We start from the raw sequence: 16,324 nt of genomic DNA, 5'->3' as shown, positions 1-16,324 counted from the left end.
ATGTGAATCCTGACGTCATATACTCTCTGTTTTCAAACACATTCTAGGCTTTTATATCAATAGTAAACAGCAACATAAAACAAACTATATTATAAAGAATTGCCATACATTACACAATAGTTTCATAATTATGGATGTGGTATTTTGAATGGAAAATATACAATTTTAGTCATTTGCTCAATGATCTTTTTTTTTGTTGCCATAGGTTGTATTAATGAATCAAATGAAATTGAACTTGATGAAGAAACTGTATCTAATATTGAAGCTTTATCTCCTAACCTGATTAGTAATTTTTCGGATTTGAGTCTTATTTCAAACCAATACAATGTTAATGATTTTGGGAGTGGGAGAGGAAATATTATTATCAAAGGAACTATTGAAAACGCTAATTCTGAACCAAATGAAAAGCCGTATACTACTGTCGTTTCTTATCCTGTTATGGTAGTGTGGGTAGATTTTTATGACAAAAATAAAAACTATTTATTTAGTTCTAGCGAAGCAGGATTTGATGCAAGATATGATTGCACCAAAAGTTTTGAAGTTGAATATTCTGAAGAGATGGAGTGGATAAAAAAAATAGCATATTATAGAATCACCGTCATTAGAACTGATCCCGTTCGTGCTTCAAGCGCTAACCGGGTTTGGGGATGAATCATTGCCCATATCTGATAAACCGCACATATTTCAACGAGTTTATCCCAAAATCCATTTATTTGGCATGAAAATACTCTCAAATGTATTCATTTTTGTGTCTGTTAATAGTAGAGTTTTATGTGTGTTTTTCCCAGCGCACATTTCGGAAATTTCCATTTTCCAAAAGATAAAGCAAAGAAATTCCTTAATCTTCATCCACTTTCACCATATCCGGGAAGAGCTGTGAAAAAATTCAAAGCTGTCCACCGCTTCAGGAGAAAGCCCCATTTCTCCAAAAATCTCCCTGAAAACCGCCCGGTATTCTTCTTCTGGTATCGTATCCCCACTGCTTCCCGGAGGCATTACTATTTCGAGCCGTACCTTTCCTGAGGAATCGAGTTCAACTATGTACCTGTTCTCATTATCATAAGTGACTACCTTTGCCTCCGGGACGAAGTACTTTACGGAACCCAGTCGGTTCCCGTCCTTTAAAAAGACTTCTGTGGGGTATGCATTAACACCCAAACTGGATTCATGACTGGAATCATCACTGTTTTCCTTAAGGTAGGCATATACAGCCGGAAAATCCGGAGATTCGTTCACCTGTATTTCGGCGTCCCAGGTCTGGTTTTGCGCGGCTATTTTCAGGGCTTCAAGATACTTTTCCGAAGCGTTTTCATCCAGCCCGAAGAGGAGCCCGAATTTTTCAAGCATCCAGACATCCGGCGGAAATTCAGATAGCTGTAAGGGGGATTCGGGGTCGGAGTGGCTGAGGTTCGAGATGGCTACACAGGTTCCGGTTCCGGCTTCAGTTTCGGAGTCGTTCTCACAGATGAAGACTATAAGCTCGGAGTTCTCGTCATAGTTAAGCCTGATGTTCTCCACAAGAGCGGCAGCTCCGAACCTTTCCCGGACCTCAGGAACATCTCCCGGCTCAAAACCCAAAAAGTTTCCGGGCCAGGGCCAGAAACCTTCCACTTCATAGCCGGCTTTCTCAGCTTTCGTAAGTGCGGAACTGTAATCAAGAGGCCCGATGTCAACTTCTTCGGAATAGTACCAGGAGCTGTCAACAAAACTAAACAATAAGAAAGGGCCGAAGAAAAACAGCACAAGAAGGAGGGGAATGAGAAATAATAATATCAGTATGGCTTTTTGCTTATCCATGAAAGTTTCAACTCCGGGGAAACATCAGTAAACTGAGGAGGCTGTTAGTATTCCGAATTACGGGTCTAATCTTAAAAAGATCGGAGATAATATCTTTTAGTTTTCCATAACACTACATTATCCATGCTAAAATAATAAATAAGTTAGGTTATTTTGCAAAGTTTTGAGTAAAAATTGTTCCGAGCACCAGCAAGGTTAGCCAGAAAAAACTGATCGATTCGCAAGCCTTTTTAACTCGCTTATCGTAGAATATTACGTATCGATACAAGGCACCAATACGATGTGATAGGTTCTGACCACAGCCATGGCTAGAACTACGCAATTCCAACGCTTATCACGTCCCAGCCATAGGTGGGAGACACCACCTGTGGCTAAGGTGCCAAAAGATCTCATTTTAAAACGAAGTCATGATTTGCCGGTTTTAAGGAGCAAAACACAGGGCTATTTTTCTGCTTCTTTATCGAACTTTCCCGAAGCGACTGGAATGATGTCTTCCGTGGTTATTTTCCGAGCGTCAGCGAGGCCTGCCCAAAGTAACTGCAAGAATGGAATAATCGCAAAAAAATGAATATCCGGAAAGAAGAAAATCGACGGTAGAATGAAGTGACCATGACGTTTAGATGATGCATTTTCGAAAACAAAAAATATGCCAGAAGTTATTGTTTCTTCATATTTTTCATTTAACTTAAGGGCAAGCCGGTTGCTTCGTAACCGTGGGTGGGCATAGGGATGGACTACGAAACCGGAACCCCGGTAAAGATCACAAATTCGACTATAAAAACCCCATCTCAGTAAATTAAAACATCCAGCTCGGAAACTTTCCCGATGCTGATAAAATCCCTATCCCTGGAGACAATCTTTTCCGCTCCGTTTACCACGGCTATGCCTGCTATGAGGACATCCGCACTGTTTACCGGGGTTCCAAGGCCCAGCAGTCTTCCCATTATATCACTGGCTTCCTCAGCGGCTCTTAGATCGAAGTCCAGTACTTCAATTTCGGAGAAAAACCTTCTGAAAAACTGCTCCTCTTTCCTGGCTTTTCTGTGTTTGACCCCTGAGAGGATTTCGTAGTAACTTACGGAAGTGGTTGTCACATCTTCGTCCATGAACTCCCGGGTTTTTTCCACGCCCCTGAAAAAGTCGATAAGGGTGCTGGTGTCAAGTACGATCATATCCTGAGCCTCGAAAGTTCCCTTATTTTCCTGGAATCCTCTTCCAGCCCCTCCAGAAGTTTTTTGTCTTTCAGTGCGCCAAAATAAGCCGAAAGATCTCCCTTTTCTCTCACCATCATACGATCAATAACATCGCTGAAGCTTTCCCCCTCACGCTTTGCATTTTTTAGCAGGTCATAGGTGTCATCACGGATTGAGATGGTCTTTGTACCCATGTATATGTGTATGATAACACAGAAATATAAATACTTCGTCCAGACCAAATCTCTGGAATAGATCTAAAGAAAATCGCTTCTACTTTCAGGAACCCATTATAAGCGAGGAAAAAAAAGTAAAACTGGGATCAAAAAAGCTCTCACATACAGGGTGAGCGAAAAATGACACTTCTGAACGTCAAATGTTTAAAGATGAACAGCAAGGGCCAGATAACAATCCCCAGGGATCTGCGGGATGAAAGCTTCAAAGAAGGTCATAAGGTTGCCTTATTGGCCTACGAGGACAGGATAGAGATCCGGCCTATCTCTTACCTCAACGAAAAATTGGGGACCACCCTTGCTTCGGAAAAATCCCTTACCAAAAATTGGGGAAACCCGAAGGAAGACAAAACGTGGGAAGATTTGTGAGATGGGAAAAGTGAGCTATTTCCACATACACTCCATCTTCCTTCAAATTCCCTTCTTCTGCAAAACCCCCCATGCTCCCAGGACCAGAGCCCCACAACCAAGAGCAATTCCCCCGAGCACCGGAATCTTATCCGCCCAGTCCAGGGAAATCAGCCACATCCCGGCAGCTCCCAGCGTGAAATATGTGAAGATTAAAAGGGAGGAAGCCGACCCTGCATCCCTGTCGACCTGCTCAAGCACAAGGTTGTTGCTCGGGGGCCGGCTCAAGCCCAGGGAAAACGTGACCAGGAACATGGGAAGGGCAAAACTCCAGGGCCCGTGATGACCGGTGCTGAGAATAATAAGCCCACCCAGGAAAATGCCTGCAAAGCCGACGGTCATCAAATGCCTGGAGTTGATGCTCCTCGTTAACCGGAGGCAGGAGAAGGAACCGACCATCAGGGCAAGGGCGTTGAAAGCAAAGAAGTAGCTGTACTTCTGCTCGCTCAGGCCAAAGCCGTTGATATAGATGTCAGAAGAGCCTGCAATGAAGCTATACATCGGAAAGAGGCTCGCTGACATGACCAGGACCATAACGAGGTAGGAGGGGTTGAGCAGCAGCCTGCCGTAGGCGTGCATGACCCTGGACAGAGGAGTATCGGAGATATGGGGGAGCGTTTCCGGAAAGCGGAGGACTCCCAGAAAACCGATAACCCCGAGGAGTGCCTGCACAAAGAAAATCCAGGGCCAGGAGAAATCTACAAGGATCCAGCCGCCAAGCACAGGGGCAAGCATGGGAGCAAGCGCCATAATGATCGCTATGTAGGCGAGAATCCGTTCCCGTTCCTGTCCCGAAAAAATGTCTTTTGTCATGGCCATTGAGAGGGACGAACTTGCAGCAGCCCCTGCAGCCTGCAGGATGCGGAAGAAAATCAGCATGGTGGCACTGGACGCAAGGGCACAGAGCAGGCTTGCCAGAACATAAACCGTAAGCCCGGCAAGGAGGGGACGGCGGCGCCCGAAGCGGTCCGAAATCGGGCCGTAGAAGAGCAGGAAAAAGCCATAGGTCACGAAAAAGCAGACCAGGATCAGGTTGATAACCGAGAGGGGCTGGTTCCAGGTTTCAGCCAGGGAGGGGATTGCCGGAAGGATCATGTCCGTGGAAAGGGCAGGAAAGGCGGTCAGGAGGGCAAGAAGAGGGATAACTCCTTTTAAATCTTTACTTAAATTTTCTCCTTTTCGCTGGAAAAACATTATGAATTCCTTTTGCGTATTTAGTGGATAAATGAGTTTGATAAATGGTCATATGTGTAACTAAATTGATGAATACAGGATACCGGAATAGTATATAGCAGTTATCAATGTGAACGTGTTAATCCGGTGTGAAGAAGGCTTACCTTTTCCGTAAAAAAGGCTTGAAAAAAAGCGTTGCCAAATCCCAAAATTGAAAACACATTTCATTGGATTCTTACTGGAAATGATATTGGACGTTAAGTTTCTACATTTTTGTCCAGGAATTTTTTGGGAAAGGCCGGTCGTGCAGGCACGACCGGTGAGAAGGTGGGGTTCTGAGAACTTACAGAACTACGGCACCCTGATTTATGAAGTATTCAAGCGTCGTTCGAATATGCCAGCGTGGATATGGAGTTTAGCATTTCCAGGGTATCCACTTCAGGGGCATAATGCACATCGTCCCTGGTCCTGATCCTTCTGGAGATTTCTACTTCCATCTGTCTCATGAAGTCGTCGACGGTGTTTCCCATCAGGATTATGGGTTTTCCGACAGTAAGCATTTCGTCCAGGACTTTTCCGGCGTCGTCGCCTGCCCTGAACTCTTTTGTGGGGGCTTTTATGTTCCGGGCAAAGGGGGCAGTGTTTCTGCCTCCAAGCCAGGCTTCATTGATGTAGCCTTTTTCGTAGAGGAAGTTCAGGTAATTTACAAAGGAGACCGAGCGACCTCTTCTTTCTTCCCTCAGGTAGACGAAAGGCAGGATCTTTTCATTTGGAGCCAGCTGCCTCCGGATCATTTCCGTGCTCTCGACGTCGTTGACTTCGGCGGCATTGAAGAGGGGGCCTGTATCCAGACTTCCGCAGTACACTTTCCTCCTGTCCAGTTCAAGCCACCTGGGCTGCATTGAGCGGATGTAGGAATCGATTTCCTCGTAAGGGAGGAGGGGTTCGTTTGCCTCCTTCAGGACGAGGTTTAAGGCGTGGACCGTTTCGGCACCCAGGAGCCCTTTGTGCTCGGGAGGGATTTTGACCTGTTTGAGGACGGAGCCGCGCTTTTCGACCTCTTTTCTCATGTATTCGTTGAGCACCTCGTTTTGCTCCCCGCTGATTACCACCGTGCCTTTCGGGACCGACCGGGCAAAGGACCGGGCAATTTCCTGCTTGTCCTGGCCAAGGGTGGAAAGGTGGTCCTGGCGGACATTGGTTATGACGATTATATCCGGTTTCACGAAAAGTTCGTTGACCATCCGGGTGGTGTATTCGGTTATTGCCTGGTTTTCAATGATTGCAACGTCCCTGTGTCCGGTTTCCGAATAGGACTCCAGGACAGGGACAAATTCCCGGTACCCGTGGATGTTTTCGTAAAGTGTGACGCTCGGGCCCAGGCGTTCGATTGGCATGACCGAGCCGTTCAGGATCAAATGGGGCTTGTTTCCCGTAACCTTGGCAAGGGTCCTGTGGCCCCGCCTTGTGAATACTTCGGCAAGGCGGTGGACGGTGGAAGACTTTCCGCGGACACCCACGACGTCGATTCGCAGGCTCGTACGTTTCAGGAGCTCACGATGCTTTTTGCCTCGCTGGATGAAACATTTGAGACAGCTCAGGGGGTCCGGGCTTCCGATCTTCAGGGGCGGTATTTCCGGGGTATCCCCGATGATGAAGACCTTAACCGCGCCAATCAGGGCTATGAGGATCCTTTCCCGGATTTTTTCCGCTTCTTCCGAGAGTTCGAAATGCTTTGCACTGCAGGCCAGGGTCTGCCCCGAACAGAAGGTCAACTGCCAGTCTTTGGCATCGGTCCGGGCGATTTCAAAGGAAGGTTCTTCGTCCAGGTTTACCTCAAGGTGGGCGTCCACCCCTGCCAGCCTGGCTGCCATGGTCCTTACCTTATCGACTTCCCACCAGGCCTCGGCCGAGCTTGGGAAGGTTTTTCCGCTGTAGGCGATGATTTCTTCGGAATCCCTCAGCCGCCAGGCCCATCCTCCGTTTTTACTGTAGATCTCGTAGGCTACTCTCCTCAACCGTATCCCTCCTGAATAGTGAAGCGTCCAGTACTGTTTTTTCTTCGGGCACCGGAATCCAGTTCCTCTTGATAAAAGCCATTGCAGCAAGTGTCAGCAAGGCTGCAAGCAGCACCTCTACAGCCCCGAGTTCATGCAGGAGCCCGGATGGGAAATTCCCTCCGAAATGACTTCCTCCGAAAAGGCCCCATCCGTGAAGGCTTCCCCCGATTATCCTTGCAAAAACAAGGGTCGGGACAAAAATGGAAAGCTGGAGCGGCAAAAAGACTTTTCTTTCGGCAGGCGGGGTTACGTGCAGGTTATAACCGTTCAACCCGGCAATGATCCCTATGAAAAAGGCCGAACCTCGCACAATTGGCAGCATCAGGACCTCGGGAACCGTCAGGAGCAGGGAAGTAAGAACTCCAAGCCCTATCAGGTTCCTGCCGTAAAGGAGCGTTGCCTTCTGGACCCTATCAATTGCGAAATATGCCAGCAGCAGGTTAACGAGGTAAATCAGCACGAACCATTTGTTTGCAAGAGCAAAAATCGCGAGCATCCCCATTGAAACTATGCCTGTGCGGATCCCGTATTTTGCCCGGACTATTTCAGACAGTACAAGGGAAACAGTGAATACCGCTATCGTGGACATGCGGTCCATAATCGTTGGAACCGGCAGCACATCGACTGCTGCTCCCTTCAGAATTGCTATATCCGAAGTCCGGCTGAAAAGGATCGGCGGGGTAAGGTACCCGATGCTCCTGCTCATTTCCGGACTTATGAGTGCCCAGCCAATTCCGAGCAGGGCCAGGAAAAGCCCGACAGCGGTTAGCAGGTCTTTCAAGCGGTATTGAGGTTTTATGTGCTGGTAGTTGTAGGCCGCAAGCCCGGGCAGCACACTCCCTATAAAGAAAATATTTTGGAACTCAACCCCCGAACTCCGTATGAAAAATAACCCAATAACCGGAAGAACAGAGCCAATTAATATCGAAGCTACCAGCTCCGTTCTCCCGTAAATCATCGTCTTCCTTTTCACGTAATTCAGGCCCACATAAGCCGTAAGGGCGCTGATCACGAAAACCGGAAGCATGACGAAATTCTTGAGCGCATAAACAGCCATTATAGGAACTACAATCACTCCTCCAAGCCTGTATCCAAGGACCTGGGTAATCGTGATAACAGATAATATTCCAATGACAGCAAGAATTATTGCCACTAGCATAAATATTAATTATTTTTTTAATTATATATTAATTTACTTAGAGAAGTTGAATGTTAATATTATATTAATGTTATATGAAGGACCTTACGGTGAAGGACCTTATAGTGGTGAATAAACTGAAAAAATAGTAAAGCAGAAGCCATTAAAAGAGCTTCTGTAAAGACAAAATTTTGTACGGGTTTCGGTTTAAGCACTGGCTGTGAAGCTTACTCTTCTCCCAGCCATTCTGCGACTTTGTCGGGGTTGTTTTCGATCCACATTGCTGCGGCTTCTTCATCCGATGCTCCTTTTTCGACTTCGTACATCACCCAGTTCATGTCCTCGGCTTCCCAGTTGAAGCGGTCGAGTATGGCGTATGCTCCGGGATTGTCTTCTTTGAACCCGGGTCTTACAAAGGTAGCGATGTACTCATCGTCTCCGTAGACGTTCTTAGGGTCATCGAGGTACTTGAGGTCCCAGCGGGAGAATTTCCAGTGGGGGGTCCAGCCGGTGATGACAATCCATTCCTCGTTTTCGATTGCGCTTTTCAGCTCGGAGAGCATGCCGATTTCACTTCCGGTGACAAGCTCATAGCCTTCAAGCTTGTAGTCCACTATCGCCTGTTCGCTCATCCGGACAGTACCGGAACCGGGTTCAATGCTGATAATTTTTCCGTCGAACTCTTCGGTATGGTCATTCAGTTCGTCAATCGAATCGATCGGGACGTATGCAGGCACGATCATGCCTATACGGGTCCCGTTCATATTGCTGCCAAGCGTTTCTAACTGGTTCCCATACTTTTCCATGTATTTCTCATGGCATGTAGGGACCCAGGCATCCGTATAGCAGTCAAGGTCTCCAAGGACTACTCCCTGGTAGGCTACCCCGATATCCACGAAATCGAGTTCTACATTGTAGCCGGCTTCCTCAAGGACCTGCTTGATGACATATGAACTGGAGTAAGCCGTACCCCAGGGGCCGACACCCACAATGACAGTCTGCTGCTCAGGGGCCTGTTTAGAATCAATTTCGGAATCCTGCTCGTCTATTTCTTCCGAATTTTCGGTGCAACCCGAAACAAACACTGCAAGCAGGGCAAAAATACATAAAAGTACAAAAAACTTTGATCTGTTTTGAGACAGAAAATTCCTCCTTTGATTAATATTAAAATGTAAATCCCGAAAGTAGCGGGGAGCCTTCCCCGAAAAACAAAACCAGATAAGCCTTATGCTATGCTTAATCATTACACGCAAAACAGCATTTTTACAGCCTGCTGCCGCGAAAAGCAATGAGAAGACCCGGGACAGCTCTCACAATGCCGTAAGAAAAATGAAGCCCGACCGTCAGACAAGTGCTACCTAAAAAACGAGGGCACACAACCAAAACCAATATATCTTAAAAATCTCAGAATTTTCGTCTGGTAACAGCTTCATACTGGACAGTTTTATAACAAATATCCCTGGAATGAACAGCCATGGGATGAACATTTCCTCACTATTTCAGGAATTTATTCTCTTTTTTCCATTTCAATGTGATTCATGTCACATCATTTTCTGTGGTTATATTTTCTGATCTTGCTGATATACACTACAAAAATAATAACATATATACCTTATGATTTTTACATAATAATTAGAATAATAGGAACACTAAAAAATATAAATAATAATATTAAAAGAAATAAATTTCATAAATAAAGATAAATTTCCGACCCATTAATTTTAAGTAAAACGGGAAGTTAACCGTATACAAACATGAAAAACTTAAGGAAATACGGAAACCCTCCGTTCGATATAGCCGTTATCCATGGCGGCCCTGGAGCCCCCGGAGAAATGGCTCCTGTAGCCAGGGAACTCTCATTTGCCCATTACGCCCATCCTGACCATTACGTTTATCCTGAAAATTCCGCTCATCCTGAAAATTCTGCTCATCCTGACCATTACGCTTATCCTGAAAATTCCGCTCATCCTGGCCATTACGCCAATCCTGACTATTACGCCTATCCTGACCGGGCTGCCGACTCTTTCGAACCCCCAATCTCCGGCCGCGGCGTCCTTGAGCCCCTTCAGACCGCTGTAACCCTTGACGGACAGGTGAGGGAGTTGAAAGCCGTGCTGAATGAGCATGCTGCCCTTCCGGTCACATTAATCGGTTTTTCCTGGGGGGCAATGCTCAGCTATATTTTCACAGCCAGTCACCCTGAGCTCGTAAAAAAGCTCATCCTCGTCGGAAGCGGCCCCTACGAAGAAAAATACGCTGACATTATAAGGAGAACCCGGGGAAGCCGGCTCAGCAAGGAAGAATGTAAGGAAACTTATTCACGGATACCGGCGTTAAATGACCTCTCCAACGGAAACAAAAACGCATCCTTTGCAAGATTCGGGCAGTTAATGTCCCTTGCCGACTCATATGACCCCCTTCCCCATGATGACGAGGTGCTGGAGTACCAGTATGTTATCAATAAAAATGTCTGGAGTGATGCAAGCAGGTTGAGGAGCAACGGGAAGCTCCTGAAACTCGGGAAGAAAATTCGCTGTCCTGTATTCGCGATCCATGGGGATTATGACCCGCATCCTTTTGAAGGGGTAAAGGATCCTCTTTCCGGGGTCTTGAAGGACTTCCGGTATGTCCTGCTGGAGAAATGTGGACACAGGCCGTGGGTCGAGAGGGAGGCAAAAGAGATGTTTTACGATGTGCTCAGGGGTGAAATTTGAGAAAATAGATAGCAAAAACTGAAGGGTTTAATGCTGTTTTATGCACCTTTGCTGCCATTTCAACCCCTGATTTCAACCCCTGGATTGATCTTGCAAAGCAATGAATATTAATTTTGTACAGAGGAGATAAACGAGAAATGGAGAAAACCCATTTTAACATATCGAACAATAAAATTTCTATTCCTGCCATTCTGTGGGGAAAGCCGGGTGCGAAACTGCTGATTGAAGTACACGGCAACCTTTCCAACAAAGAGGATACCGTGATTTCTATTTTGGCGCAAAAAGCCGTTGCAAAAGGCTATCAAGTTTTAAGTTTCGATCTACCCGGGCACGGTGAGCGTGCAGATGATAATTATGAGTGTATTCCGCAAAACTGTGTCAGTGACCTGCTCGCGGTTTACAAATATGCCCGGTCACTCGCATCGGATATAAGTTTGTTTGCGTGTAGCATGGGAGCCTATTTCAGTTTGCTTGCCTATCATGACTTTGACATTAAACAATGCTTGTTCCTCTCCCCGGTGGTAAACATGGAACGAATCATTCAAAATATGATGGAAGGTTTTCAAGTAAGCGAAGAAAGGTTGCAGGCAGAAAAACAAATTCCATTGCCGATTGGACAGACTCTGGACTGGGACTATTACTGCTATGTGAAGAAAAATCCTGTTTGCTTTGACTGGAAAATACCAACTGCAATTTTGTATGGTTCGGACGATAATCTGTCGGAATGGAAAGAGATTTCCGCATTTGCAGAGAGATATCAAGCGGAAGTTAAAGTTCTTGAACACGGAGAGCATTACTTCCATACAGAAGAACAATTGCAAGTTTTTGAATCGTGGGCAGATGATAATTTGTTGTAAAGCACAGCAGATTATGAGCATAATTGTTGGTTACGTAATCTCCACTGTATGTGTAATTAAGTCGGTTTTCCCTCGCATGAAATACTACCATCGAAATTCAGCTTTTTTTATGGGGAAGGGAGAAAGTAAGAAAACTGAAAGCCCGATTTGGAAAGATATTTCAGTAACCTTTGCAAATTTATATGCAGTTCATTAATTTTCAGGCCTGAAGAAGGAGATATTCCAGGTGAGAATAAAAGTACCTTGTTTCCTTTTATTAATCCCTATCTGCATACTGGTTATCTCTCCATGCTGTTCGGGAAAAGAGCTGATTACGGAGAAACAGGTGATCACATTCTATGATGTATTCGAGGGAGAAAACAAAAACTGGAAAGCAAAGTACATGCTAAACGAAAGCCATGCATTCATAACAGCAAATAACAAAACTCACTATTACGGTACACATGATTACCTGCTTTTCGTAACTTACAAAGGCAACTTGCCGGAGTCCTCTCCTCCGAAACGGGTTAACATATCCTATACCATTAACCTGCCCTTCTATACGCCCTCAAGCGGAGGCAGGACAGCTGCAGAGGGGCAGGGGCTAGGCACTGATTTTGATAATGATGAATATGTCTTCATGAGTTACTTCATTTATTCTGGAGAAAGTCCGACAAAAGTACGATCCCCCATCTCAACTCAGGAAATACTTGCAATAAAAAATGAATGTGCCAGGCTCGAGCATTCCCGAAGTTACGCCGTGCGCTCTTTAAACCACATTGGGGAGCGTCCCCCGAGTTACGGGGACACATCGAAAAGTGCGCAAACTGAACTCTTTGGCTTCAAGCCACCGGAACAGTGGCCTTTCAGGCACACAATAGGCCTGGTTTGCACCCCTTACAACACTGTTTATGTACACCACGAAGGCTCGGGTGGAACCGAAGCCGACGGAAATAATCCCGGCAGGGTCACGGTGGAACTGGACGGAAAAACCGAAACCCTGGAATTGAAGAGTGTTTTATGATTGTTTACGGAGGCTATTTATTTAATAAGAGGGCATCGAGCTCTCCTTCACACGAAATTACTGTCAGTGAAATTCAGCTCTGTTTGTTCATAGAGAGCAAGAAACAAAAGTATCAGGAAGATCTATTTAGAAAGATATATCAAGAAGCCCTGCAAATTTATAGCAAGTCGATTAATTCTCAGACTTGAAGAGGGGATGTCAAAATTAGCAACAAAATCACTATTTTCATAGTATCAATTCTGATCTGCATACTGGCCCTGTCCCCAGCCTGCTCCGGCAAAGGCCTGATCACGGAGAAACGGGTGGTCACATACCATGATGATACATTTGGGGATGAAAGCGAGAACTGGAAAGCGAGATACGAGCTGAACGAAACTCGCGTATTCACCACAGCAAACCACAAAACCCATTATGACGGGGAGATTGAACATATTCTTTTCGTAACCTACAAAGGCAACCTGTCGGATTTACCTTCACCTAAACGAATTAACATATCTTATGACACAGGTTTCTGGGAAGGTCGGAGAGTTGGCTCTTTTAATAAGGAAGAATATGTCTTCAAGCATGGTTACAAAAGAAAGTTAGTAAGTACCCGAAGTCCCATTCTCGAATTCATAATAGACCCTGTCTGGATAAAGGAGCAAAAGCCCATCTTCGAACACACGATAGGCCTGATTTGCACTTCACCCAACACTGTTTACATCCACCACGAAGCCTCGGGCGGGGCTGCAGTTTTCAAAAATGATACGGTCAGGGTCACGGTAGAACTGGATGGCCAGGTCGAAACTCTGGAATTGAAGAGTGCTAAATAATTATTCAAAGGTCCTGATACAGGTCTCAGATACAGGTTATGATGCAGGTTATGATACTGATAAGGTTGCAATTTGAATTAAGGAAAGATTTTCAGATTTGATTACGGGGTGTCCAAAATTAACAGCAAAATACCGGTTTTCATATTCCTGATTCTGGCCTGCCTTCCGGTCCTCTCTCCCAGCTGCTCCGGAAAAGAGCTGATTACGGAGAAACAGGTAATCGCGTTCCATGATGTGTTCGAGGATGAAAATGAGAACTGGAAAGCAAGGTACGAGTTGAATGAGACCCACGTCTTCATAAAAACAAACCGCAAGACCCACCATTCCTTAGAGGAAATAAGTCTGTTCTCCATATATTACAAAGGCAACTTATCGGACCTTCCTTCCCTGAAGCAATTTAACCTTTCTTATAATACGGGTTTTGGTGGATCGGGCTGGAGCGGCCAGAGAGTTGAAGGTCCTCCAAGTAGAAACATGCTTGATGGTATTATTAATAGGGAACACGTCGACAGGTATTCTACCGGGAGCAGTCAGATAAAAGAGCAAAAGCCCATTTTCAAGCATACGATAGGCCCGATTTGCGCCCCGTATAACACCGTTTATATCCACAACGAAGCCTCCGGCGGGACCAAAGTAGGCAAGAATGATACGGTAAAGGTCACAATAGAACTTGACGGAGAGACCGAAATCCTGGAATTGAAGAGTGCCTGATGATTAATACCATCCAGAATCGGCTTTTCATTCAGCAGAGGGCAGGAAGTTGAAACTGAAAGGTCTATTATTCTTGATTTTATATTTCAAGTGCGTAAGTTTTGCTTAAGAAAAAAACTATCATGGGCTTGAAATTTTTAGCGTCAAATTATTTTTTGCTTTAAAATAATTTTTTGTATAATTTATTTAATATAATTTATGCTATTACTATGTGCTGGAGTTGAGGAGTAGAGAAGGGGTATAGAAGTAGGGTAAATCTACCACAGAAAGAAATGCCTGGAAGTTGCTGACCTTTCTTCGAACCAGAGTGCCCGGGGGAACATAACATTCGAAGAAACTGCATTGGGGGATGCAGTAGATGCAGCGCTTCCGGGCTTCTTCTTACATGACATACTCTGTACATAACATGATCTGAAAATTAGTTGCCAGGTTAAAAAATCGTCAAGTTCAAAAGATGGAAATTTAGGAGATTTTATTCATGAAACAGCTGGAAAGATGTCCAAACTGCCACACTAAACTGAAATTGCATTCGGATGGAAAGACCCAGTATTGCAGTGTTTGCAACTACTGGACAAAAGCAGGTACTGCAAGACTCGATTCAATAATGATTTACGCATGATAGTCTGCGTGAAGAACGAGGAGACTTTTTAAGATCTTCCGGGATCTTTATTTCCTGTATTTATTTACTATTTTTAATTCCGGCTTTAACTTCCCAGATTGACGATATATTTGTTTTTAAGGGTAGAATACCTGCATAGTTGCAATTGAGTAGTTGAAAATAACTACTAAAATAGTAGTGAAAATTCAATATATTGAGATTTCACGATATTCCTGTTGAGACAGGAGAAGTTGATGAAAACACAAGCAGGCGTTCCTCAATAGCTTGAATTAACTCAATTAAAGCAACCTGAATAGCATCTCCCGTGTATATTGTCCCGAGCGACAGCGAGGCTAGCCCTCTTTGACAAGGAAGATTCAAAAGCTTCACGAAGGGAAAAATTGCAGTTTGTAAGCCTTCCTGCGCATAAAACAGCCTAAATCTTGTTTAAAATCTCAAGCTTACTGCAAATCCTGAAACAAAATTTCATTTCAGTCAGCTATCACCCGAAAAACTGAGGTTCAAAGGTCAAATTTTTAATTTTCTTGTTTTTTAATTATGATTTTCAGGGAAAAGCCGGTCGTGCAGGCACGACCGGTGAGAGTCCGGGGTTCTGCAAGCCAGTAGTAGATTCATGTAGATCCTGTAGATCTTGCAGAACCAAATCTTATTTTTTATTTTTTGGCAGTGGCGGGCGCCTGAATGCGCTTAACCAGAACAACCTTTGTCCAGCTAAACAGGAAAAAGCCCGGAATCATCCCTTACCGGTTCACCAAATTAGCCAGGTTAGCCAGATTAGCCAGATTAACCCGATTCGCCGAATTCACTGAAGCTTCTTGAAGTACTTGTCGAGTTCCTCCCAGTCAAGGATATTCCAGAATGCGTCTATGAATTTGCCCCTTTCATTCTTGTAATCCAGATAGTAGGCATGTTCCCATACATCCACAACCAGAAGTATCGGGAAATGCGGGATCAGGTTCACATTGTGCTTTTCGATCTGCATGATCCCGAGCCTTTTCGTATCATCGCAGAAAGTCAGGGCTGCCCAGCCGGAACCTTCCACACTCCCTGCAACCTGGGAAAACTCCTTTTTGAACCGTTCAAAAGACCCGAAGTCTTCCTTGATAGCTTCAGCCAGTTCCCCGACAGGTTCCTTGCTCGCCTTTTCCGCAGGCGTCAACTCCCACCAGAAAAAGTCATGAAGGACGTGCCCCCCCAGGTTGAAAGACAGGGCCTTTGAGACTGCTTTATAATCAAAATCCGTGCCGTCCTTCCTTGCTTTCTCCATCATTTGCAGAATCGAATTCGTGTTATTCACATAACCCTGATGGTGCTTGTCATGGTGTATCCGCAGCTGTTCTTCGGAAATATAAGGTTCCAGGTCTACATAACCAAACTTCAAAGGCGGTAATTTATACAATTCCTTAGCCATATTCATCCTCCCCTATTCGTAATTAGCCGGTTTCACAGAATTTGTCCCGGAAAGTCTGGACTATCCAGTCCGGAAAATTCAATTTGCAAATCCTGCTAAGCAGCTTCCCCCTTATGCTGTATTAACAGAGAATCTATCTCTCAAACTACCCTGCTGTCGTATTTTCTCAGATACGTGTTGGATTGCCTTCCGGCA

16 protein-coding genes and 1 pseudogene are annotated in these 16,324 nt (G+C 45.1%); 8 read left to right on the top strand and 9 right to left on the bottom strand.

The genetic code is table 11. The features are described 5' to 3' along the window. Positions 1-144: 144 nt before the first annotated feature. A complete protein-coding gene (locus ACSAZK_RS02365) occupies positions 145-651 on the top strand; it encodes a hypothetical protein (protein WP_440955830.1) in 507 nt (168 codons plus the stop codon). Positions 652-855: 204 nt separating this feature from the next. On the opposite strand, the gene ACSAZK_RS02360 is transcribed toward ACSAZK_RS02365, so the two are convergent. The 4 genes and pseudogenes from ACSAZK_RS02360 to ACSAZK_RS02345 all read right to left on the bottom strand — a co-directional run bounded on the left by ACSAZK_RS02360 (position 856) and on the right by ACSAZK_RS02345 (position 3,184). Beyond that, on the bottom strand, positions 856-1,797 hold the full coding sequence (locus ACSAZK_RS02360) for a hypothetical protein (protein ID WP_440955829.1): 942 nt from the start codon (positions 1,795-1,797) through the stop codon (positions 856-858). A gap of 211 nt (positions 1,798-2,008) precedes the next feature. Beyond that, positions 2,009-2,125, bottom strand: a pseudogene (locus tag ACSAZK_RS02355) (IS200/IS605 family transposase); the annotation flags it as partial. A 460-nt stretch (positions 2,126-2,585) separates the two neighbouring features. After that, on the bottom strand, positions 2,586-2,969 hold the full coding sequence (locus ACSAZK_RS02350) for a type II toxin-antitoxin system VapC family toxin (RefSeq protein ID WP_440955828.1): 384 nt from the start codon (positions 2,967-2,969) through the stop codon (positions 2,586-2,588). Beyond that, entirely contained in the window at positions 2,966-3,184 is a 219-nt protein-coding gene (locus tag ACSAZK_RS02345; RefSeq protein ID WP_440955827.1) for an antitoxin VapB family protein, read from the bottom strand. Before ACSAZK_RS02345 ends, ACSAZK_RS02350 begins: the two co-directional genes overlap by 4 nt. A gap of 162 nt (positions 3,185-3,346) precedes the next feature. Here ACSAZK_RS02345 and ACSAZK_RS02340 point away from each other — a divergent pair, with 162 nt between their 5' ends. Further along, positions 3,347-3,592 carry an AbrB/MazE/SpoVT family DNA-binding domain-containing protein gene (locus ACSAZK_RS02340; RefSeq protein ID WP_440955826.1) on the top strand — a complete coding sequence of 82 codons (246 nt, stop codon included), beginning with the start codon at positions 3,347-3,349 and terminating at the stop codon, positions 3,590-3,592. Between the two features lie 42 nt (positions 3,593-3,634). Here the strand turns inward: ACSAZK_RS02340 and ACSAZK_RS02335 are convergent, their stop codons facing one another. From ACSAZK_RS02335 to ACSAZK_RS02320, 4 genes are all read right to left on the bottom strand, one after another. Continuing rightward, positions 3,635-4,825 (bottom strand): multidrug effflux MFS transporter, encoded by a 1,191-nt coding sequence (locus ACSAZK_RS02335; protein WP_440955825.1) that lies wholly within the window; start codon positions 4,823-4,825, stop codon positions 3,635-3,637. A 356-nt stretch (positions 4,826-5,181) separates the two neighbouring features. Further along, positions 5,182-6,822 (bottom strand): hypothetical protein, encoded by a 1,641-nt coding sequence (locus tag ACSAZK_RS02330; RefSeq protein WP_440955824.1) that lies wholly within the window; start codon positions 6,820-6,822, stop codon positions 5,182-5,184. After that, the gene (locus ACSAZK_RS02325; protein ID WP_440955823.1) at positions 6,791-8,023 is read right to left on the bottom strand and encodes a poly-gamma-glutamate biosynthesis protein PgsC/CapC; all 1,233 of its coding nucleotides are present in this window, start codon (positions 8,021-8,023) and stop codon (positions 6,791-6,793) included. The genes ACSAZK_RS02330 and ACSAZK_RS02325 overlap by 32 nt, the downstream gene beginning before the upstream one ends. Positions 8,024-8,229: 206 nt before the next feature. Continuing rightward, entirely contained in the window at positions 8,230-9,087 is an 858-nt protein-coding gene (locus ACSAZK_RS02320; RefSeq protein ID WP_440955822.1) for a glycine betaine ABC transporter substrate-binding protein, read from the bottom strand. Positions 9,088-9,756: 669 nt separating this feature from the next. Between ACSAZK_RS02320 and ACSAZK_RS02315 the strand changes: the two genes are divergently transcribed. The 6 genes from ACSAZK_RS02315 to ACSAZK_RS02290 all read left to right on the top strand — a co-directional run bounded on the left by ACSAZK_RS02315 (position 9,757) and on the right by ACSAZK_RS02290 (position 14,718). After that, positions 9,757-10,716, top strand: a complete 960-nt coding sequence (locus ACSAZK_RS02315; RefSeq protein ID WP_440955821.1) for an alpha/beta fold hydrolase — start codon at positions 9,757-9,759, stop codon at positions 10,714-10,716. A 137-nt stretch (positions 10,717-10,853) separates the two neighbouring features. After that, positions 10,854-11,573 (top strand): alpha/beta hydrolase, encoded by a 720-nt coding sequence (locus ACSAZK_RS02310; RefSeq protein WP_440955820.1) that lies wholly within the window; start codon positions 10,854-10,856, stop codon positions 11,571-11,573. Between the two features lie 325 nt (positions 11,574-11,898). Further along, the gene (locus ACSAZK_RS02305; protein ID WP_440955819.1) at positions 11,899-12,576 is read left to right on the top strand and encodes a hypothetical protein; all 678 of its coding nucleotides are present in this window, start codon (positions 11,899-11,901) and stop codon (positions 12,574-12,576) included. Between the two features lie 302 nt (positions 12,577-12,878). Next, a complete protein-coding gene (locus ACSAZK_RS02300) occupies positions 12,879-13,388 on the top strand; it encodes a hypothetical protein (protein ID WP_440955818.1) in 510 nt (169 codons plus the stop codon). Positions 13,389-13,496: 108 nt separating this feature from the next. After that, entirely contained in the window at positions 13,497-14,099 is a 603-nt protein-coding gene (locus tag ACSAZK_RS02295; RefSeq protein ID WP_440955817.1) for a hypothetical protein, read from the top strand. A 478-nt stretch (positions 14,100-14,577) separates the two neighbouring features. Next, a complete protein-coding gene (locus tag ACSAZK_RS02290) occupies positions 14,578-14,718 on the top strand; it encodes a hypothetical protein (RefSeq protein WP_440955816.1) in 141 nt (46 codons plus the stop codon). 802 nt (positions 14,719-15,520) lie between these two features. On the opposite strand, the gene ACSAZK_RS02285 is transcribed toward ACSAZK_RS02290, so the two are convergent. After that, positions 15,521-16,129 carry a superoxide dismutase gene (locus ACSAZK_RS02285; RefSeq protein ID WP_440955815.1) on the bottom strand — a complete coding sequence of 203 codons (609 nt, stop codon included), beginning with the start codon at positions 16,127-16,129 and terminating at the stop codon, positions 15,521-15,523. Positions 16,130-16,324: the final 195 nt, after the last annotated feature.

Source organism: Methanosarcina sediminis (assembly GCF_052056915.1).
Classification (GTDB): Archaea; Halobacteriota; Methanosarcinia; order Methanosarcinales; family Methanosarcinaceae; genus MTP4.
Note: the sequence above shows the minus strand (reverse complement) of the source record. Positions and strands in the feature narration are given on the sequence as shown.